The following is a 20,039-nucleotide window of genomic DNA, read 5'->3' on the forward strand; positions in this document are numbered from 1 at the left end:
GCGAGCCGCGCGGCAGGCACCGGGGACGCGAAGACACCAGGATCACCTCGGACCGCGGACGGGAAGCGACAGCAATGCGGCGACGCACGACCGGCTCCCTTCGTTCGACGCGGTGGACAGGTTCCGGGGAACAGTAGCGACGCCCGGCTCGGCCGCCAACGCAATTTCGCGGCATCAGCGTGACTGAGGAGTCAACTCGCGTGATTCAAAGGTCAACTCGCGTGTTTGGACGGTCGACACGCCGGACGCCCCGAGTGCCCGTCGTGTCGTCGCTTCAATCACGCGTGTCGACCCTTCAATCACGCGTGTCGGCTCCCCGGTCACGCGGTCAGGAAGGAGGTGGGGCGACCACGCGGAGCTGGAGCATGGCGGCGAACCTCGCTTCCGGGTCCGTCAGGTCGAAGCCGCCGACCTCGGCGAGGCGGCGCAGGCGGTAGCGGAAGGTGTTCGGGTGCACGTGGACCGCCGCGGACGCCGCGATGACGTCGCCGAACGCGTCCAGCCAGGCTCGCAGCGTCTCCACGAGGTGGGCCTGGTGCTGCGCGTCGTAGTCGAGCAGGCGGGCGACCGCGCCGGTCGGGCGGTCGCCGCGCGCGGCAACCAGGTCCTGCAGCTCCAGCAGCAGGGCCTCGACGTGCACGTCGGCCAGCAGGGCGACCCGGCGGCCGGCGCCGCTGCCCGACCGGAGCACCCGCAACGCCCGGTCCGCGCTGCCGCGGGCTTCCGGCAGCTCGGCCGCGCTGCGCGCCACCGGGCCGATGCCGACCACCGCGCGGACGCGGTCGCCGACCCGGTCCAGGAAGTCCTGGGCGATCCGCAGGGCGCGCTGCTCGGCGTCGGTGTCGCGGGTCACCGGCACCAGCCCGTAGGCCGTGTCGCCGACGAGCGCCGCGGCGCACCGCGGGTGCACCGCGCTCAGGTGCATCGCCAGCCCGTCGCTGAGGCGCTGGCGGCCGGCCGCGAGCTCGGCGTCGGCGGCCCCGGTTTCGAGCACCGCGAGGGCCAGCACGACGACCGGCTGGTCGGCCAGGCCGAGCCGGCTCAGCGCCTCGCGCGCGGCGGGGCCGCCTTCGAGGGCCGTGCTCAGCAGGTCCGCGCGCAGCCGCCGTTCGACATCGGCGCCGGCGCGGACGCGCAGCAGGTGCAGGGCCACCAGGCGGGCCGCGTCACGCAGCGCCTGCGCGCGGTCGGGGGTCAACGGCTCGCTCACCGCGGCCCAGATCGAGCCGAGGATCTCCTCGCCCGCCCGGACCGCGACGGCGACGCGCGGGAGCATGAACCCGGCCGGGCTGCCCGCCGGCCGGTCGACGTAGATCGGCTGATCGCTGCGGTAGAGCTCGCGGAACACGCCGCGCTCGGCCAGCATGCGGGCGAACCGCTCGGGTACCTGCCGGCCCAGGATGGTCTCGACGCGCGAGGGGTCGGCTTCGTCCTGCCGTCCGGAGAACGCCAGCACGCGCGACCGCCGGTCCTCGATCGTGACGGGCGCGTCGATCAGCGCGGCGATCGCGTTGGCCACGGCGAACAGGTCGCCCGACGGCAGCCCGGCCAGCGTCTCCCGCCGGGCGTCGCCGACGTCGCCCTCGGCCAGCAGCGACCGCAGCATCGCGGCGAGCTGGGTCCAGGACGCGCCCCGGGCCAGGCTCAGCAGAGCGACGCCGGTCTCCTCGACGGCGGCGGTGATCGCGGCGGTCACCGTGACCGGGGCGCGCAGCACGAGCCCGGCCGCGTCGCGGCGGGCCAGCGTCCGCAGCTGCCGCACGACCTCGTCCGGGTCGGCGAGGCCGACGCCCAGCACCAGGGCGTTCTGCGGCAGCGCGGGCTCGTCGAGCGGATCGTGGATGGCGACGCCGCCGATGCTGCCCGGGGGGTCGCCGTCGCCGAGCACCAGGTCCAGGAGCGTGCCGCCCAGGTCGTCGAGAACGCGGGCGAGGCCGGCGTGCGGGCGCAGGTTCACGGAAACGAGCACCTCCCGAAGCTAGGCGCGACGCCGTCAGCCTAGTTCGTCGGAGCGGACGGAATCAGCTGCTGATTTGGTTCTTCGCGACGAACTCCTCCCACTGGGGGATGAGCCGGAAGGAGGCGTCGCCGAGCCCGCGGAAGAACCCGCGCGGCGAGCCGTGCGCGAACTCCGGCTCGTGTTCGTGCCGGCTGTACCGCCGGGTCTCCCAGACGTAGAGCGGGACACCGGCGGGTACGTCCGGGGTCTCGTGGTACTGCTCGGTGACGAGCACGACCCGATCGTGCCCGGTGGCGGCGGGCGCGGCGGTGCGCAGGTCGGTGGAGTGCCAGCGGATCAGGGCGTGCAGCGGCGACTCCCCCGGCTCGAGCGGGAACCGCCCGCCGCCGAGGAGGCCGACGTCGGCGTCGTCGCACCGCTGCGCCAGGGCGAGCCCGAAGACGATCCGGGTGTCGCTGCCGGGTTCGACCACGACGAGGGTGCGCCCACGCAGCCGGGGGACGACGCCGAGGCTGTGCCGCGCGCCGGCGGCGAGGGCGGGTTCCCACCGCCGGCTGTCCACCCCGCCCCAGGCCGCGGCGAACCGCAGCGGCCCCGCCCCGGACGCGCGGACTTCCCCGCGATCCCCGATCCGCGCGGCGACGGCCATGGCGGTCTCGAACCCGATCCCGGCGGCGTCGAACCGGCGCAGGTGGGCGAGCAGAACGGGGAGGGGCAGGTGCGGGATGAGCGGCTCCAGCCGGGTGAGGCCGCCGGGCCGGGCCAGCAGGTCGGCCACGGGGAGGGCCGCGAGGAGGATCTCGGTCTGCGCCGGGGTGGTGGCCCGCCGCAGCTGGGCAAGCCACTGCCCGGGCGGCGGGTGGCCGTAGTCCGAACGGAGCCGGGCGAGCAGGTGCAGCGGGCCGGCCAGCGCCGGGTGAGCAGTGGTCGACTGTCCCGGCCGGACTGCCACATGGCCCCGCCGCGGCGGCTCTGTCTGCTCCTCGCCTCCGGCACCGACCACCCCGGCAGCCGGCGGGAGCCCGGAAGCATCCAGCCGATCGAAGTCCCCCGCCGAGGCCGCAACGACTCCGTCTTCCGGACCAGGGATCCCGGCCCAGCTTCGCACCAGCGGCAACGTTTCCGGAACCGTCCGTACCCTCCCGTGCCGCCGGGCCAGTGCGTGCCGGAACAGGTCGCCCTGGGCATTGTCGCGGGCCCGGGGATGGACGAGCCTGATCACCTCGCCGAAACGCAGGGGCCGGGGCGTGCCGATGCCGCCCAGCCACGGCAGGTCGGCGCGGACGAAGCCCAGCTCGAAGTGGTGGCCGCCGTCGTCGTACGCCAGCAGGGCCGGCTCGTCGTACAACCGCGTCACCGCGTCGGCCACGCCGCGCTTCACCGGCTTCGGCAGCGATGGCCCGTACGCGAAAGCCCAATAGGCCAGCACGTGCCCCGGGTCGTCGGCGCGGCACAACACCGACGCGATCACCTGCCGCGAGAGCCCGTGCTCACCCCGCTCCAGCCGCCCGGTCACGAACGCCGCCGCCCCGACCAGCGCCGCGTAACGCATCGGGGTCTCGACGCGCAGCCAGCGCAGGAAACCCGGCGCCCAGCCCGGATCCGCCGCCCGCAGCAGCGAAACGTACCGCTCCCTCTCCGAACGCGGCCACGCGAAGAACGCGTCCTGGTACGCCGCCCTGGCCAGCACCGTCCGGTACAGCTCTTCGATGATCGCCCCTCCCCCGTGCGGCCCGCGAACGAGGAGAACCGAGACCCGGATCGGCTCCGGGCTGGTCGTCGGCGGACGGTGAGGGGAACACGCGCCACCCCTCCACTCGCTCCGGATCGCGACCCACAGCCACGCACCGGAACTCCCCGCTCGCAGGCCCCGCCAGCGTAGCGACGGGGTCCGACAAGAACCGCGGCTAGCTCAGCTTCGCGGCCACGTTGTACGCCTCCACCAGCAGTTTCGCGTTCGGCACCCGCCGCTGCGGCTCGACGCGGATCGTGCGGCTCTCCCCCGGCAGCAGCCAGAAGTAGTTGTCGCCGTAGCGGGTCGGCAGCACGCGGTCGGTGCCGTTGCGTTCGCGCAGCGACAGCCGGATCATCGCCGCGACCGTCCGCCCGTCGTTGCGGACCGTCGCGGTGTACGCGTCGCCGTCCGGTCGCAGCGACGTGGTCAAGCGCGCGCCCGGGAGCTGGTTGAGCGCGCGCATCGCCGCGTCCGTGCGGTACCGCCAGTACGTGTTCTCGGACAGCACCGTGCCCCGGCCGTCGGTCAGGGTCAGCCGCAGCAGGTGCAGGTCCGGCAGGCCGTCGGCGAACGGGACGGTGAACGCGGCCGCGGCCGCAACCGGCGCCACGTCGAGCTGCTGCTCCTTGGCCTGGCCGAGCGCCGCGCCGTCGAGGCCGTACAGCCGCGCGGTGGCCGTCACGCCGGCCAGCGCCGCCGGGGTGTGGTTGACCACCCGCACCTGCCACGTCGTGAGGTCCGCTTGGACGTGCCGGGCCTCGCAGCCCTTGCGCGCGCCGTAGTAGCTGCCGTTGACGTCGAGGTCGTAGTCGTAGGTCTGCCACACCGTGCTGTGCCACGCCGGGTGCGACATCCACAGCAGCACGCCGGTGGCGTCGTTCCACAGTTTCGCGTTCCACGCCTCGAAGATCGCGCGCATGCTCTCGTAGTTGACGAACTGTGCCTTGCGGCAGAACTCGGCCAGGCTCGTCGACGGCGCCAGCCGGGCGTCGATCGCCGCCAGGTAGCTCTGCGGCGACTGGTTGCCGCCCGTCGACCAGTCGTGCAGGAACCACGACGCGCCGATCGGCCAGCCGGGGTCACCGGCGCCGACCAGGTTGCGCATGCTTTCGACGACCGACACCGTCGGCAGCCCGATCTCGCTCCAGAACCCGTACTTCCCGCCGGTCGCCTCGCCCGAGAAGTACCGCTTCGGGTCCTGCCAGTAGTAGGGCCCGTCGCCGGTGATCACGCCGCCCGCCGAATTGCCCTGGTAGAGCAGGTCGGTGTGCGTGTGGACGAGGTCCCGCAGCGCGTTGTCGATGGCCGGCGGCGGGGTGCCCTCGTTGCAGCCGAACCAGACGGTCGCGCACGCGTGGTGGCGGTAGCGAAGCACCGTGTCCTTCGCCTGCGCGAGGAAGATGTCGTGGTTGGCCGGGTCGGTCGACCAGCCGTCCCAGAACTCGTTCCACAGCAGGATGCCGTACTTGTCGCAGGCGTCGAACAGCTCCGGCCGGTACGACGAGCCGACCCAGTTGCGGATCAGCGTGAAGTTCATGTCGCGGTGCATCGCGACGACGGCGTCGGCCCGCTCGGCCGGCATCCGGCGCAGCAGCTCGTCCCAGCCCCAGCTGCCGCCGCGGGCGAAGATCTTGACGCCGTTGACGAGGAAGGTCAGCGGCTTCGGGCTGTTGTCGACCGAAGCGGCGGTGGTCCAGGTGTCGCCGTCCTGCGACACCTGGATCTCGAACGTCGCCGCGTAGGCGGTTTCCCAGGTCAGCACGACACGGTCGAACGCCGTCGTGGCGCCGAGGTCGACCTGCAGCCACTGGTCGTCGCTGTAGGCCGACGTCCAGCGCGTGTTCGGGTCGCCGTCGAAGGCGCGCTCGGGCGGGTTGCCGTCGGCCACCGACTGGGAGGCCGACGGTTTGCCCTGTGCCAGGTCGGTGCCGGGGTTCCCGCTGTCGATCACCGACATGGTCCAGAGCGAGAAGCCCCAGCCGGTGGCGCGCTTGCGCCCCTGCATGCGGACGAACCGGGTGTTCTGCGGCGCGAGCTCGACGGTCTGGGTGGCGCGGCCGTCGGCGATGACGATCGGCAGGTCGTAGGAGTAGCCGATTTCGCGCAGGCCGATCTTGACCGCCCGGCGGTCGCTCGTGGCGGCGCCGATCGCCGCGGTCAGCGTCAGGTCGTAGCGGTTCGGGTCGCCGTAGCCGTTGGGCCACCACAGCTTCGCGTTCTCGACCCGCTGCTTCGGGAACACGACGTCGGTGCTCTGCCCGGCCGGGATCGTCACCGTGCTCGCCAGGTTCACCGGACCGAAGGCGGCGGTGACCTTGACGCGCTGGGCGGTCGCGGCGGCGTTGCGCACCGGGACGGTGAGCGTGACCTCGGCGGTCTTGCCGTCGGGCACCTTCGTGTCGACCCGGACGTCCCCGAGCACGGCGGCGCCGGTGGAGCGCAGGCGGACGTGGTCCCAGAGGCCCGATGCGCGGTCGCGCACCGCGGGCATCCAGTCCCAGCCGGAGACGGCGAGGTAGGTGGGCGAGTTGTCGAACATCGTGCCGCCCGCGTCGACCCACGAGCTGCCGTCGGCCCCCTTGTCGCCGGGGCTGCCGGGCCGCGGCATCGGCGAGATCTTCACGGCCAGGACCTGCTCGCCGGTGCGGCGCAGTGCGGCGGTGACGTCGTGGACGCCGCGGCCGAACGGGTGAGTCTGCGTGGCGATTTCGGCGCCGTTGAGCCAGATCTGCGCTTCGTGGTTGACGCCGTCGAACTCCAGCCAGACGTGGCGACCCGGGGCGGTGTCCAGGTCACGGGGCAGGGCGAAGCGGCGGCGGTACCACCAGGCGTGGCGCGAAAGCGCTTCCGGGACGTGCAGGGTGTTCATCCCGGCCACCGGGTCGGGCAGTTGTCCCTGCTCGACGAGCGAGGCCAGCACCGTGCCGGGCACGGTCGCCGGGAGCCAGCCGCGGGTGTCCACAGTGGAAGCCGAGAGCACCTGGCCGTCGCCGCTGGGTGCCCAGTCGTCCATGGTGAGCACCCAGCCGGATTCGAGCGGCACGGTGCCGTCCGCCGCCACGGCCGGCGCGGGCGGGTCGTCGTTCGGGCGCACCGGGAAGCTCGTCCAGCCGCGGACCGCGGGCCGGGCCTCGCGGCTGGTGCCGAAGACCTGGAAGCCGTTGAGGCCCAGCGGGTTCGTCGTCGAGCGGCGGCTCGCGGTGAAGCGGACCCAGCGTGCGGTGACGGCCAGGGGGATCGTGACGACCCCGCCGGTGCCCGCGTCGGTGTGGTGCACGGTGCGCCAGGCCTTGCCGTCGCCGGAGACGTCGAGGTCGAAGGCCGTCGCGTAGCTGGACTGGATCTCGAACCCGCTGGTGCGAGAGCGGGAAGCGCCGGCGTCGAAAGCCGGGTCGCCGGGCCGGGCCTCGAAGGTGAGGACCACGGATTCGATGGCGCACGGGGCCTGCAGGTCGACGACGATCCACTGGTCGTCGCCGCCGGCGGCGCGCCAGCCGGAGCCGCGGACGCCGGTCTGGGCGAGGCCGTCGACGGCGAACTCGGCCGGGGTGGCGGCGTAGGCCGTCGAGGAGACCTGGACCGGCCGGAACAGGGCGAGGTCGCTCTTGCGGCTCTCGGGCGCGACCGGTGCGGCCGGTGCTGCCGACGCGACACCGGGCAGGACGGCCGCCAGCCCGAACCCGGCCAGCAGCCCGGTCCCCGCGGTCAGGACGTGCCGACGGGACAGGGCGGCCACCTCGTTCTCCTCCGCCATGCGGATTCCCTTCTCCAAGCGGTTCTTCCAGCGGCAACCGGGACCTGGCGGGGTGGGGCGCCGGGGACTGACAACGTTGCCAGGAAGCTTCCGTCGCGGTCGCCGACACCGTCAAGAAGACAAGGAGGACAAGAATCCGCAACGCTGACATCGATGTCGCCGACCAGCCCCACTGAGCGGGACGCGGTAGGGTTGCAACGAACTTGCAGCGATCTTGGGAGGCCCGAGTGGTCCAAGTCGAACGCACGGTCCGGGTGGCGACGCCGATCGGCGCGGTGGCGCAGTACCTGGCCGACTTCGCGCACACGGAGGACTGGGACCCGGGCACGATCTCGTGCACCCGCACCGACCCGGGGCCGATCGTGGTGGGTGCGCGGTGGCACAACGTTTCGGAGTTCCGCGGCCGGAAGACGGAGCTGGACTACCGCCTGACCCGCCGCGAACCGGGCAAGGTGACCTTCGTCGGCGAGAACAAGACCGCCACCTCGACCGACGACTTCACGCTCACGTCCGGCCCGGACGGCACGACGGTCCGGTACCGCGCGACGATCGTGTTCCACGGCTGGGCGAAGCTCGCGAGCCCGCTGCTGAAGCGCGAGTTCGAGCGGCTGGGCGACGAGGTGGTGCCGAAACTGCGCCGGGTGCTGGACGAGCTGGGCTGACCGCCCCGCGGCAGCGTCGAATCTCGTCGGGCCCTCCGCAAGGAGGGGCCGGCCCTCAGGCCTCCGTGTGCTCCACCGCCAGTTCCACCGCCGAGGCCAGGTCGTTCACCCACCGGAAGCCGCGATCGCCCAGGTGCACCCAGCCCGGACCGGCCGTGCCCACTTCGCAGCCCGACGCGCGGAGCCGGGCCGCCAGGAGGTCGTCGGCCGTGGTCGGGGCGGTCGACCACAGCAGCACCAGCACCGGGTCCAGCCGGGCCGCCAGGTCCGCCACCGTTTCGGCCGGGACCAGCTGGCCCAGGTACGCCACCGGGACCGCCGCTTCGGCCAGGGTGGCCCGCAGCGCCTCGATCGGCAGCGAGTGCCGCTCCGCCGGGCAACAGGCCAGCAGCACCGGGCGGCCCGGCACCGCCGCCGGGAACCGGCGGCTGAAGCGCTCGAACGCCAGGGAGATCTCCGACGTCAGCGCCCACTCGGATGCGAAACACACGTCGCCGCGCTGCCAGCGGTCGCCCAAGCCGCGCAGGACCGGTGCCAGCACCTCGGTCCAGGCCGCGGCGGGGCCCAGCGTGCTCAGCGTTTCGTCGAGCAGCCCCGCCACCGAGGCGTACCGCAGCTCCTCCGCCGCGTCCGCGAGCTCCCGCACGCGGCGGGCCGCCGGCACCTCGAGCCCGGCGGGCGCGCGGCCGAACGCCGCTTCCGCCGCCTCCCGCACCGGCATCCCCCGTCCGACCAGCCGCTGCATGTGCTGCAGGCGGCGGACGTCGGCGTCGGAATAGCGGCGGTGGCGCCCGGCGCCGGCGGGCGGGCCGATCCCGTACCGCGCGCTCCAGCTGCGCAGCGTCACCGGCGACACCCCGAGCAGCTCGGCCACCTTGCCGGGCGCCCAGGCCCCGGCGACCGGTAGCGCGTCGTTGTCGGGTTCCACCGTGCCCCTTCGCCTAGCTGACCGCGAACGGCCGAAGTTTAGCGATGTTCCCGGCGGCCGAACGGCGAAGACACGCAGGCCGCGGCGGGGACGCGGCGGCGGGGCGATGGCCGGCCGCGTCCCCTCCGGCGCCGGCGATCCGGCCCGCGTCGGCCGGATCGCGCCGGCCGCGCGGTGTGGCAACCGCCGCGGCCGGTGACGTGCCGGGGAACCACGCTATACCGTCTCGCAACGCTTGTGCATCGTCTTCCCTCGGATGCCGCAACGGGCTCCGCGAGTGATCTCCCGCCGCGTCGGGTATCCGGGTCCGGGTGCCCGAAAAGGAGGGAACCGATGACCGAACACCCCCGCGCGTCCGGCCTCGCCGTCACGACCGACGCCGGCGTCGTGACCGTCCGCTGCGCGGGCGAACTGGACCTGCACAGCGCCAGCGAGCTGCGGGACGCCCTGCTGGGTTCCATCGTCGCCGGTGCCCGCGGGGTCGTCGTGGACCTCACCCAGACGACCTTCTGCGACTCGACCGTCTTCAGTGTGCTGGTCGAGGCCTACCGGGAAGCCGCCGCGCGGAACGTGCCCTACGCCATCGCCGCCGACGAGACCGCGGTCGCCCGGCCGTTGCAGCTCCTCGGCCTGGACCGGCTGCTGCCGCTGCACAGCGGGTCCGACGCGGCCCGGGCGGCTGTCGCGGGCCGCGCGCACGAGTCCTGATCACCCCCTCGGCCCTGGTCCGGCGCCTCCGCGTTCGCTAGCTTGACGGTGATCGCAGTTTTCTGCGCCATCGCCGGGCGGCGCCGCGGGGAGCCGCCGGCCCGGCCGTTCCAGGGGGATACACCTTGTCCAGAACACCCCAGCGCGGGGTGAGACGGCTCTTCGCCGTGCTCGCCGCCGTGCTCACCACCGGCGCCCTCACCGTGCCGGCCGCCCACGCCGACGGCGGGCCGTCGCTGATCATCACCGCCTCGGTCGACGCCGGGCCGCACCTGATCGCCAAGCCGTTCCCGATCACGCTGACGCTCACCAACACGACCGACCAGCTGCTGACGAAGGTCACGCTGTGGGACGAGCACCTCTCCGGCTCCTGGATGTCGATCCAGGACTGGGCGAACCTCGGCGGCAGCCCGCAAGCCGGCGTGACGCTCGACCCGGGCGCCACCCGGTCGTTCACGATCACCGCCACCGTCTGGACCTGGAACGGCCAGCCGCACGATCGGTTCCACGGGCCCGGCGTCGACGGCGCCGACCTGGCCGTCCCGATCGTCGACCCGACGACGACCCGGGGGCCGGCGTCCGGTGTCCTCTACGGCGACCGCAACGAAAACGGCGCCTTCGACGCGGGCGAGGGCCTGCCCGGTGCCGTCGCCCGCCTGTACGGCGCAGGCTCCGGCAACCCGATCGAGGTCACCACGGACGCCGACGGGCGGTTCACCATCACCGACCTGCCGGCCCGGCGCTACTCGATCTCCACCCGGACCCTGCCGGACGGCTGGATCTACGAGTCCGCCGCCGAGCAGTACGTCGACGTCGACGGCAGCGATCCCGGACCGGTGGTGCAGCTGGGCGCGGTCCGGCCGTTCTCCGAAAAGCTGCACGTGACCGGCTCGTTCGACCGCGGCTCCTACCAGGTGGGCGACACCGTCCAGGTCACCTTCACGCTGACCAACGTCAGCGGCGGTGACCTGCACGGGATCACCTCGGGGTGCGACCGCTTCGGCGGCCCCGACCACCTGCTCGGGTGGCCGGCCTGGGCCGTCGCCGCCCCGGGCGCGATCGACCTGGCCGCGGGCGAGACGCGGACGTTCACCGAGACCGGCACCGTGCCCTCGGCCGCCCCGAGCTACGGCGGCTTCTACGCGGCCTGCGACTTCGGGATCGACCCCGGCCCGCTGACCGGGCGGCCCGAGCTCGACGTCTTCGGCCACGTGCCGGGCCCGCCCGGCCCCACCGGCGGCGTGATCTACCACGACGACAACAGCAACTACACGGCCGACGCGGGCGAGGCGATCGCCGGCTCGCCGGTCGAGCTGGTCGACCTCGTCGACGGCTCGGTCACCGCGACCGCCGTGTCGGACGCGGAGGGGCACGTGGCGTTCGGGACCGTCCCGGCCGGCCCGTACAGCGTGCGCGTCGACGGCTGGCACCCGGCCGACGCGGACAGCGGGGCCCTCTTCGTCGGCAGCTGCGGGACCTGCGGGGAGGACTGGGCCCTGCGGTACCAGCGCTGAGGCAGGCCCGTGGCCCGGCCGCGCGCCGGGCCACGGGTCGTCCACAGTGGAGCGGACCGGCCGGCGAACCCACAGCTGAGCGGACCGGACGCACCGGCTGGTCCGCTCCGCGGCGGTGGACGGCGCCCGGGATCACCCGGGCAGTGACGGAAAACTCGCGGAATTCCCCGGTCCGCCAGACTGCGCCACGGGCCCGTCAGGCCCTAGGGTTCGCATCATGAAGGTCGGCCTGCTCACCCGCGAATACCCGCCGGAGGTCTACGGCGGGGCCGGGGTCCACGTGGAGTTCCTCGCCCGGGAGTTGCGACCGCTGGTCGACCTCGACGTGCACTGCTGGGGCGCGGACCGGCCCGACGCCACCGGGCACACCGATCCGCACGGCTACCGGCAGCCGGCCTTCACGACCATGGACATCGCCGTGTCGATGGCGAACGCGCTCGAAGGTCACGACCTCGCGCACAGCCACACGTGGTACGCGAACCTCGCCGGGCACCTGGCCAAGATGACGCACGGCATCCCGCACGTCGTCACCGCGCACTCGCTGGAGCCGCTGCGGCCCTGGAAGGCCGAACAGCTCGGCGGCGGCTACCGCGTCTCGTCGTGGATCGAACGCGAGGCCTACGAAGCCGCGGACGCGATCGTCGCCGTCAGCGGCGGCATGCGCCGGGACGTCCTCGCCGCCTACCCCGTGGTGCCGCCCGAGCGCGTGCACGTGATCCACAACGGCATCGACACCACGCTCTACCGCCCCGACCCGGGCACCGGCGCGCTGGCCAAGCACGGGATCGACCCGGACCGGCCGTACGTCCTGTTCGTCGGCCGGATCACCCGGCAGAAGGGTGTCCCGCATCTGGTCCGGGCCGGCGCTTCGCTGGACCCGGGCGTCCAGCTCGTGCTGTGCGCGGGCGGCGCCGACACCCCCGAACTCGACGCCGAGTTCCGCGGGCTGGTCGCCGAGCTGGAGAAGACCCGCACCGGCGTCCGGTGGATCCCGGAGATGCTGCCGCGCGACGAGGTCGTGCAGCTGCTCACCCACGCCGCGGTGTTCGCCTGCCCCTCGGTCTACGAGCCGCTCGGCATCGTGAACCTCGAGGCGATGGCGTGCGGCACCCCGGTGGTGGCCAGCGACGTCGGCGGCATTCCGGAGGTCGTCGACGACGGGCGTACCGGGCTGCTGGTGCACTACGACGAACAGGACGCGCGAGCGTTCGAGGCGGGCCTGGCCGCCGCGCTGAACGAAGTGGTCGGCTCCCCGGACCAGGCCGCCGCGATGGGTACCGCCGGCCGCGAGCGCGCGGTCGGCGAGTTCGGCTGGAAGGCGATCGCCGAGCGGACGGTCGCCCTCTACGAAGCGTGCGGGAGGTCGTTGTGACAACTGGAGCCGATGTGCTGGGCATCGTCCTCGCGGGCGGCGAGGGCAAACGCCTGATGCCGCTCACGGCCGACCGCGCGAAACCCGCCGTGCCGTTCGGCGGGGTGCACCGGCTGGTCGACTTCGTGCTGTCGAACCTGGTGCACGGCGGGTTCCGGCGGCTGTGCGTGTTGACGCAGTACAAGTCGCATTCGCTCGACCGGCACATCTCGACGACGTGGCGCCTGTCGGCGCTGACCGGCGAGTACGTCACGCCGGTGCCGGCGCAGCAGCGGCTGGGCCCGCGCTGGTACCAGGGCAGCGCCGACGCCATCCACCAGAGCCTCAACCTGGTCTACGACGAGGACCCCGACTACATCGCGGTGTTCGGCGCGGACAACATCTACCGGATGGACCCCCGGCAGATGCTGGACGCCCACATCGCGTCCGGGGCGGGCGTCACGGTGGCCGGGATCCGCGTCCCGCGGGCGGAGGCGAGTTCGTTCGGCGTCATCCGGACCACCGACGGGCTGATGATCGACGCGTTCATGGAGAAGCCGGCCGACCCGCCGGGCCTGCCGGACTCCCCCGAGGAGTCGTTCGTGTCGATGGGCAACTACATCTTCACGACGAAGGTGATGCTGGAGGCCCTGCACTCCGACGCCGAAAACGCCGCGTCGCACCACGACATGGGCCGCGACATCATCCCGGCGCTGGTCAAATCGGGGGAAGCCGCCGTCTACGACTTCAACACCAATGTCGTGCCCGGCGAAACCGAACGCGACCACGGTTACTGGCGTGACGTCGGCACCATCGACAGCTACTACGACGCGCACACCGATCTGATTTCGACGCACCCGATCTTCAACCTCTACAACCGGCGGTGGCCGATCCTCGCCCACCCCGCCCAGCGCGCGGCGGCGAAGTTCGTCGAGGGCGGTTCGGCGAACCAGTCGATCGTCAGCAACGGCTGCATCATCTCCGGCGCCCAGGTGGTCGACTCGGTGCTCTCCCCCGACGTCCTCGTCGAGCAGGGCGCGGTGGTGCAGGGCTCGGTGCTGCTCGACGGTGCCCGCGTCGGCCGCGGCGCGGTGGTGCGGCGGGCGATCCTGGACAAGAACGTCGTGGTCCCGCCCGGGGCGCACATCGGTGTCGACCTGGCCCGCGACCGCGGCCACTACCACGTCAGCGAGGGCGGCATCGTCGTGCTGGGCAAGGGAGAACGCGCGATCTGAGCCGCCTCAGCTGCGGGTGGCCGCCGAGATCCGCTCGACGACCTGCCGGGGGTCGATCCCCCAGCGCTCGGCCAGCTCGGAGATCGACGCTCCCGCCGCGTACTCGGCAGCGATCATGCTGTTGACGACGCCGGTCACGGTTCACTCCTCGGCCCCGGGTGTTCGGGCACCCGGGATGCTACATGTTCGTCGCGGACGTCGAACAACCTGCTGCACGTCGGCGGTCCGCTCGCCGCTGCCCGGCCCGGTCACCGCCCGGATTCGTCCGGTTCCCGCGGTGGATTCGGCGTTTTCGCCTGCGCGCGCGTCGCGCTGAACACGGCGTCGAAGATCGGCGTCGGCTCACCGTCGTCGCCCTTCGGCCGCTGGTCCCCCGGAGTGCTCTTTTCCTCTCCCACGCGCCCCAGTTTCTGCGACGGCCGCCGATTTCGCTGACGCGAGTACCAAAAATCGCCCGCCCGGGGGATCTCGTTTTCACGCTTTCCCGGCGTCGAAAAACGATTTCCCGTCGCCCATTTCCGCGGACCGGCGGGAATATCCCGGCCGGTCCGCGGATTGCACCCGGCATGAAGGCAGTCGTCTACCGCCGCCACGGCGGACCCGAAGTACTGGAGCTGTCGGAGCGGGCCGTCGCGGACCCGGGACCGGGCGAAGTCCGCGTCCGGATCGTGGTGTCCGCGGTCAATCCCACGGACTGGAAGGCGCGCGGCGGCCTGCGCGCCGAACCGGGGGCGGAGGTCCCGGACACGGTGCCCAATCAGGACGGCGCGGGCGTGGTCGACGCGGTCGGCCCGGACGTCACCGGCTTCGCACCCGGCGACCGGGTGTGGCTGCTCCTCGCCGCCGCCTACGGGCCCGCGTCCGGCACGGCGCAGGAGTACACGGTCCTGCCGGCTTCGAAGCTGGTCCGGCTGCCCGACGGCGCCGGGTTCGACGAGGGCGCCGGGCTCGCCATCCCGGCCCTGACCGCGCACCGGGCGCTCACGGTCGCCGAGGACGGCCCGTCCCGGCTCTCCTCCGGCGCGCTGGCCGGTCGCACGGTGCTCGTCAGCGGCGGGGCGGGCGCGGTCGGCAACGCGGCGATCCAGCTCGGCCGCTGGACCGGGGCGACGGTGATCGCGACGGTCAGCAGCGCGGAGAAGGCCGCACTCGCCCGGGCGGCCGGCGCTCAGCACGTGCTGCGCTACCCCGATCCGGAGCTCGGCGCGCGGATCCGCGAAGTCGCCCCCGACGGTGTCGACCTGGTGGTCGAGGTCGCGATGGGCGTCAACGCGAAGCTGCACACGGAGGTGCTGCGCCCCCGCGGCACGGTCGCCACCTACGGCGACGACCGCGGCACCGGGACGGTGAGCCTGGAATTCGGGCCGAACCTGATGCTCAACGCGCGCTACCAGTTCCTGGTGCTGTACACGGTGGGCGAGGACAAGCTCCGCGCGGCCGCCGAGGACATCACGGCGGCGCTGGCGGACGGCGCGTTGGGGCTCGGCGAGGAGCGCGGGGTGCCGATCCACCGGTTCCCGCTGGCGGAAACGGCGAAGGCGCACGCGGCCTCGGAGGACGGGATCACGGGGAAGGTGCTGATCGACGTCGGCCCGGCGGACTGAGCCGCCGGGCCGCGCGCGCTCAGCCGGCGGTGATGCGGAGGCCGCGCCGCAACGCGTCCAGCTCGTCGGCGAACATGCGGCGGGAGATCTCCGCCGTCTCGACCATGCCGGAGCCGTGGAACGTCCCCGGGTAGTGCCGCAGCTCGGCCTGCACACCGGCATGGGCGAGGCGCTGCGCGTAGGCGATTCCTTCGTCGCGCAGGGGGTCGAACTGGCACGTCGTGACGAACGCGGGCGGCAGCCCGGCCAGATCGGCGGCGCGGGCCGGGGCGGCGTAGGGCGAGACGTCCGGGCCGCCGGGTTCCGTGCCGAGGTAGCTCGTCCAGCTGTGCACCGCGTTCGGCCGGTTCCAGATCGGCGTGTCGGTGTAGGCCCGCATCGACGGGGTGTCCAGGCGGTCGTCGAGCTCCGGGATGCCGAGGTACTGGAAGCACAGCTGCGGGCCGCCGCGGTCGCGGGCCAGCAGCGCCACGGCGGCCGAGAGGCCACCGCCGGCGCTTTCGCCGGCGACGCCGAGGCGGGCCGGGTCGATGCCGAGCTCGTCCGCCTTGGCCGCCGCCCAGGTCAGGGCCGCGTAGCAGTCCTCGACCGGCGCCGGGAACGGGTGTTCGGGGGCGAGCCGGTAACCCACCGAGACGATCACGATCCCGAGTTCGTCGACCAGGCGCAGCACGTGCGTGTCGAAGGTGTCGAGATCGCCGAGGACGAACCCGCCGCCGTGGATGTAGAGCAGGCCGGGCACCGCGGTGGTGCGGTTCGCCGGGGCGTAGACGCGCACCGGGACATCCGGGGCATCGGACGGCCCGGGCACGTCGACGTCCCGGATGTCGACGGGGTTGGCGGGTTCGTAAGCCGGCAGGACTTCGCGGAGCTGCGCCATCGAGGAGCGCGCGGCCAGCAGGGACTCGTGGTCGGTGAGGGTCACGGCGGGGAGCATGTCCAGCCAGGGCAGCAGCTCGGGATCGATCGCGTAGGTCATGGTCCGATGATCGGCCGCAGGGGGTGACCGGGGCCACCGCCACGCGGCGGCGGTTGCGACCGGAATCCTCGCCACCCGGCGGCGGCCGGTTGCTGTGCGGCGGGGTTGCCGTGCGGTGAGGTTGCCGGGCTGGGGCATTCTGCGGAGGGCAGTGCTGGGCCGGGTCGCGCGGTCCGGCAGCGGTGTGCGCGGCCCGGGCCGGGCGGCTGCTGCGTTGCCGACCCACGCAATCCGGCGAGCGGACGTTGCCAGGCGCGCCCCGGCTGCGAGATTGCCGACTTGACCCGGACCACCCGGCTGCGGCGTTGCCGAGGCCGGCCCACGCGGGTCGGCTGCGGGGTTCCCGACCCGCGCCATCCGGCGGGCGGAGGTTGCCAGGCCGCCCCGGCCGGCGTTGGCGAGTCGACTCGCGCCATCCCGCCGCGGCGTTGCCGGGCCGACCCGCGCACCCGGCTGCGGCGTTGCCGGGCCGATGCTCGCCATCCGGTGGCGGGCGCGCCTATCGTGGCGGGATGAAAGGGCTGCTGCTGCGGCTGTCCGGGCTCGACGCCGACGCCGAGAACGCCGTACGGGTGATCGGGTTCTTCGACCGCCTGATCACCGGCCGCGCGGGTCTGGATGTCCTCGTGCGGAGTACGGCGGACCTGGCCGGCTGCCCGGTGGGCGTGCACGCTCCCGGCCAAGGCCTGTCGCTGCGGGCTTCGCCGGGTGCCGGCGTCGTCATCCCGGGCGCGGCGCCCGCGGGGGCGGCCACGCGGACGCTCGAAGGCGGCGTGGTCGTGTGGGTGGCCCGGGCGGGCGCGGCCGTCCCGCTCGACGACATGCTGCTCGAACGGTTCGCGATCGCCGCCGCGATCCTGCTGGAGCACTCCGGCGTGCCGCGGCCCGAGCTCGGGGATCCCGCTTTGGTCGAGCTGGTGCTGTCCGAGGACACCGGCACGGCCGAGCGGTCACGGGCCCTGCACCTGCTCGGCTTCGGCCCGGCGGCCCGGTTGCGGGTGCTCGCGGGGACGGGCGTCGACGCGCTCGCCGGCCGTTCGGCGCGGCTGGGCGGGGTGCGGGCGGTCCTGCTGCCGGGTGAGGTGGCCTCGCTGCCGGCCGGGGCCCGCGCGGGCATCGGCCCGGAGGGACCGGCGATCGAGGTGGCCCGTTCCTGGGCGGCGGCCCGGACGGCCCTGCGCTTCACCTCGGCGGCGGAGCCGGTGGTGTGGTGGGAGCGGCTGGGCGGCCTGGCCGCGCTCGCGGGCAAACTGGCGCCGGCGGAACTCACGGAGCTGGCCGACGTCCGGGCGCTCGACCGCCTGGCGTCCGAACCTCACGGCGCGGACACGTTGGCGGCCCTGGACGCGCTGTGCGCAACGGGCTCGGCCCGCAAAGCAGCCGCGGCCCTGCACCGCCACCACAGCACGATGCCGGCCCGGCTGGCCCGCGCGGAGTCGGTGCTGGGCTTCGAGATCGACTCGCCGGCCGGCCGTTTCCGCCTCCACCTGGCCCTGGTGCTGCGGCGGCTGCGCGACAACGCCGACCCCGGCTGACCGTCCGGAGTGGACCCGGGTGGTCTCCCCCGTGCAGTCATGACCCGGCCTTGTCAGACTGCTGCGGCCTGTTCGCCGCCCCGCAGAGCACGCCAGCCGACCGCCCAGGCACGCGAGCCGACCCTCCAGGCACGTGAACCGACCACCCGCGCGCGAACCAAAGCATGCCGGGCTCAGCCGACCGCCTTCACCGGCTCCCCTGACCGTGACCGCCGCACCAAGTCCTCGGCCGCGGCCGGCCATTCCGGGTACCCGAACTGGAACCCCGCCTCGCGCAACCTCCCCGGGATCACGCGGCGGCTCTTCAACAGCAGCTCCGTGTCGCTGCGCAGCACGAACGCCCCGATCTCCGCCATCCACCTCGTCGTCGGAAGACCCACCCGCACTCCCGCCGCCCTTCGCAGAACCCGCAGGAAGTCGGCGTACGGCAATGGCTCCGGCGCCGCCAGATTCACCGGCCCACTCAGCTCGTCCCGCTCGATGAGGAAACCGATCGCCCGGATCAGGTCCTCCTCGTGGATCCACGACATGTACTGGCCGCCGCCCGCCACCGGGCCGCCCAGGCCCAGGCGTGTCAGACGCAGGAGCATCGCCAGCGCTCCGCCGGGTTCCGGGCTCATCACCATGGCCGCGCGCAGCGCCACCTTGCGCGTGTCCGGGGTGGCCGCCAGGCGCTGCTCGCGCTCCCATGCCTTGGCGATGTCGACGCTGGAGGACCAGTAAGCCGGCACGTCCGGCTCGTCGCCGCCGAGGATTCCCGTGGTTTCGTCGTTCGGCGCGTCGAACCTGTGCGCGTAGATCGTCGCCGTGCTCATCTGCAGCCACACCTTCGGCGGGCGGGCCGCGCGGGCGATCGCGCCGCCGACCACCCTCGCCGAGTCGACGCGGGAGTTCAGCATCTCGCGCAGGTTCGCCGGGGTGTAGCGGCAGTTCACCGACCGGCCGGCCAGGTTGAGCACGACGTCGCTGCCGTCGATCTCCGCCGTCCACGGGCCCGGGCCGCGGCCGTCCCAGTGGACGTGGCGCACCCCCGGCTCCGGGCGTACCTCCCCCCTGGTCAGCACCACGACCTCGTGCCCCTGCCCGATCAGCGCGCGGCCCAGCACCCGCCCCAAGTGCCCGGTGCCGCCCGGAATCACAATCTTCATGCAACCCCCTTCACAGTTCGCCCCGCCATCACGGTACCGCAGGAGTTGAACACGTTCAAAAAATTACTCATCACGTGGAGAATTGTCACGAATAGTCATCACCTGAACGGGAGCACACCAAGCCGCCCGAAGGTCGCCGCGGAGGCCGTCCGAGATCGGCGAACGCCCGGCCGAAGATCACGGGACGGTCTCCGCCATTCGGCCGAACGGGTCGCAAAAGCCGCAGGTCACGGTTCGGGCGTCGGAAGTTTTTACCAGGTGAAACGACGGCGCCGCGGCTCGATCCCGCGCGCGTAACACGCCCGGCTGCCGATCACAAGGGACCTCGGACCTTCGCAGTCAGGCCGGTCGCCCGGGGTGAAGATCGCCGCGGAATTCGCACACTCTTCGTGACGGTCCGACCGGACCAGCCGGATCGCGACCGAGCCCGGCTTCCCGAATGAACCAGCTTCCAGGAGAACCCCATGCGCAAGATCAGCAAGCGGGCCGCGATCGTCCTCGGTGCCGCCGGAGTGGTGGTCGTCGCCGGTGTCGCCTACGCGGCCTGGACGAGCAGCGGCGCCGGCTCGGGCTCGGTCTCGTCGACCACCTCGGTCAACTCGGCGATCACGTCCGCGAGCTCGGGCAGCGCCCTCTACCCGGGTGGCGGCACCGACTTCACCGTCACGATCGACAACCCGAACGACTACCCCGTCGTGGTCACCGGGATCAGCGCCGGCTCCTCGAACGTGGTCGGCGGCTGCGCAGCCGGAACGGTCACCAGCCCCGCGTCCACGAGCACCTCGGGCACCATCGCCGCCAAGGGCACCCGCACCTACACCCTGCACGCGACGATGAACGCCGACGCCGCCGACGCCTGCAAGGGCCAGACCTTCGTGCTGCCGCTCACCGCCACCCTCGTCTCGAACGCCTCCTGATCCGCGGCG

16 protein-coding genes are annotated in these 20,039 nt (G+C 73.3%); 8 read left to right on the top strand and 8 right to left on the bottom strand.

Going from position 1 to position 20,039, the window contains the following annotated elements:
- Window positions 1-328: 328 nt before the first annotated feature.
- The 3 genes from ISP_RS16430 to ISP_RS16440 form a co-directional block, all read right to left on the bottom strand.
- A complete protein-coding gene (locus ISP_RS16430) occupies window positions 329-1,969 on the bottom strand; it encodes a PucR family transcriptional regulator (protein WP_014467119.1) in 1,641 nt (546 codons plus the stop codon).
- 52 nt (window positions 1,970-2,021) lie between these two features.
- Window positions 2,022-3,650 carry a hypothetical protein gene (locus tag ISP_RS16435; protein ID WP_013226312.1) on the bottom strand — a complete coding sequence of 543 codons (1,629 nt, stop codon included), beginning with the start codon at window positions 3,648-3,650 and terminating at the stop codon, window positions 2,022-2,024.
- 217 nt (window positions 3,651-3,867) lie between these two features.
- On the bottom strand, window positions 3,868-7,449 hold the full coding sequence (locus ISP_RS16440; RefSeq protein WP_013226311.1) for a discoidin domain-containing protein: 3,582 nt from the start codon (window positions 7,447-7,449) through the stop codon (window positions 3,868-3,870).
- A 227-nt stretch (window positions 7,450-7,676) separates the two neighbouring features.
- Between ISP_RS16440 and ISP_RS16445 the strand changes: the two genes are divergently transcribed.
- Window positions 7,677-8,111, top strand: coding sequence for an SRPBCC family protein (locus tag ISP_RS16445; protein ID WP_013226310.1), 435 nt, complete (start codon window positions 7,677-7,679; stop codon window positions 8,109-8,111).
- Between the two features lie 55 nt (window positions 8,112-8,166).
- Here the strand turns inward: ISP_RS16445 and ISP_RS16450 are convergent, their stop codons facing one another.
- Complete coding sequence (locus ISP_RS16450) at window positions 8,167-9,039, bottom strand: MerR family transcriptional regulator (protein ID WP_013226309.1); 873 nt, start codon at window positions 9,037-9,039, stop codon at window positions 8,167-8,169.
- 333 nt (window positions 9,040-9,372) lie between these two features.
- Here ISP_RS16450 and ISP_RS16455 point away from each other — a divergent pair, with 333 nt between their 5' ends.
- The 4 genes from ISP_RS16455 (at window position 9,373) to glgC (ending at window position 13,847) form a co-directional block, all read left to right on the top strand.
- Window positions 9,373-9,747 (top strand): STAS domain-containing protein, encoded by a 375-nt coding sequence (locus tag ISP_RS16455; RefSeq protein WP_013226308.1) that lies wholly within the window; start codon window positions 9,373-9,375, stop codon window positions 9,745-9,747.
- A 125-nt stretch (window positions 9,748-9,872) separates the two neighbouring features.
- Window positions 9,873-11,261: an MSCRAMM family protein gene (locus tag ISP_RS16460; RefSeq protein WP_230468908.1), complete on the top strand. Its 1,389-nt coding sequence runs from the start codon at window positions 9,873-9,875 to the stop codon at window positions 11,259-11,261.
- Between the two features lie 217 nt (window positions 11,262-11,478).
- Window positions 11,479-12,633: a glycogen synthase gene (gene glgA, locus ISP_RS16465; RefSeq protein WP_013226306.1), complete on the top strand. Its 1,155-nt coding sequence runs from the start codon at window positions 11,479-11,481 to the stop codon at window positions 12,631-12,633.
- Complete coding sequence (gene glgC / locus ISP_RS16470; RefSeq protein WP_014467118.1) at window positions 12,630-13,847, top strand: glucose-1-phosphate adenylyltransferase; 1,218 nt, start codon at window positions 12,630-12,632, stop codon at window positions 13,845-13,847. The genes glgA and glgC overlap by 4 nt, the downstream gene beginning before the upstream one ends.
- Window positions 13,848-13,853: 6 nt before the next feature.
- On the opposite strand, the gene ISP_RS16475 is transcribed toward glgC, so the two are convergent.
- Both ISP_RS16475 and ISP_RS16480 read right to left on the bottom strand, forming a co-directional pair.
- The gene (locus tag ISP_RS16475) at window positions 13,854-13,985 is read right to left on the bottom strand and encodes a hypothetical protein (RefSeq protein ID WP_014467117.1); all 132 of its coding nucleotides are present in this window, start codon (window positions 13,983-13,985) and stop codon (window positions 13,854-13,856) included.
- 110 nt (window positions 13,986-14,095) lie between these two features.
- Window positions 14,096-14,245 carry a hypothetical protein gene (locus tag ISP_RS16480; protein ID WP_014467116.1) on the bottom strand — a complete coding sequence of 50 codons (150 nt, stop codon included), beginning with the start codon at window positions 14,243-14,245 and terminating at the stop codon, window positions 14,096-14,098.
- 168 nt (window positions 14,246-14,413) lie between these two features.
- Here ISP_RS16480 and ISP_RS16485 point away from each other — a divergent pair, with 168 nt between their 5' ends.
- Entirely contained in the window at window positions 14,414-15,451 is a 1,038-nt protein-coding gene (locus tag ISP_RS16485; protein WP_013226304.1) for an NADPH:quinone reductase, read from the top strand.
- 19 nt (window positions 15,452-15,470) lie between these two features.
- Here ISP_RS16485 and ISP_RS16490 read toward each other — a convergent pair whose 3' ends face one another.
- Window positions 15,471-16,430, bottom strand: a complete 960-nt coding sequence (locus ISP_RS16490) for an alpha/beta hydrolase (protein ID WP_013226303.1) — start codon at window positions 16,428-16,430, stop codon at window positions 15,471-15,473.
- A 512-nt stretch (window positions 16,431-16,942) separates the two neighbouring features.
- On the opposite strand from ISP_RS16490, the gene ISP_RS16495 reads away from it, so the two are divergent.
- Window positions 16,943-17,965, top strand: a complete 1,023-nt coding sequence (locus ISP_RS16495; RefSeq protein WP_013226302.1) for a helix-turn-helix domain-containing protein — start codon at window positions 16,943-16,945, stop codon at window positions 17,963-17,965.
- A gap of 173 nt (window positions 17,966-18,138) precedes the next feature.
- Here ISP_RS16495 and ISP_RS16500 read toward each other — a convergent pair whose 3' ends face one another.
- Complete coding sequence (locus ISP_RS16500) at window positions 18,139-19,113, bottom strand: TIGR01777 family oxidoreductase (protein WP_013226301.1); 975 nt, start codon at window positions 19,111-19,113, stop codon at window positions 18,139-18,141.
- Window positions 19,114-19,577: 464 nt separating this feature from the next.
- Here ISP_RS16500 and ISP_RS16505 point away from each other — a divergent pair, with 464 nt between their 5' ends.
- Window positions 19,578-20,030, top strand: a complete 453-nt coding sequence (locus ISP_RS16505; protein WP_013226300.1) for an LEA/WHy family protein — start codon at window positions 19,578-19,580, stop codon at window positions 20,028-20,030.
- Window positions 20,031-20,039: the final 9 nt, after the last annotated feature.

The sequence above is a fragment of the Amycolatopsis mediterranei genome (assembly GCF_026017845.1).
GTDB classification, from domain to species: domain Bacteria; phylum Actinomycetota; class Actinomycetes; order Mycobacteriales; family Pseudonocardiaceae; genus Amycolatopsis; species Amycolatopsis mediterranei.

Excerpts from the sequence above, each read along its gene's own strand:
- ISP_RS16495 (WP_013226302.1), top strand. The coding sequence starts at position 16,943 with ATGAAAGGGCTGCTGCTGCGGCTGTCCGGGCTCGACGCCGACGCCGAG.
- ISP_RS16485 (WP_013226304.1), top strand. The coding sequence starts at position 14,414 with ATGAAGGCAGTCGTCTACCGCCGCCACGGCGGACCCGAAGTACTGGAG.
- ISP_RS16455 (WP_013226308.1), top strand. The coding sequence starts at position 9,373 with ATGACCGAACACCCCCGCGCGTCCGGCCTCGCCGTCACGACCGACGCC.
- ISP_RS16500 (WP_013226301.1), bottom strand. The coding sequence starts at position 19,113 with ATGAAGATTGTGATTCCGGGCGGCACCGGGCACTTGGGGCGGGTGCTG.
- ISP_RS16505 (WP_013226300.1), top strand. The coding sequence starts at position 19,578 with ATGCGCAAGATCAGCAAGCGGGCCGCGATCGTCCTCGGTGCCGCCGGA.
- glgA (WP_013226306.1), top strand. The coding sequence starts at position 11,479 with ATGAAGGTCGGCCTGCTCACCCGCGAATACCCGCCGGAGGTCTACGGC.
- ISP_RS16440 (WP_013226311.1), bottom strand. The coding sequence starts at position 7,449 with ATGGCGGAGGAGAACGAGGTGGCCGCCCTGTCCCGTCGGCACGTCCTG.
- ISP_RS16490 (WP_013226303.1), bottom strand. The coding sequence starts at position 16,430 with ATGACCTACGCGATCGATCCCGAGCTGCTGCCCTGGCTGGACATGCTC.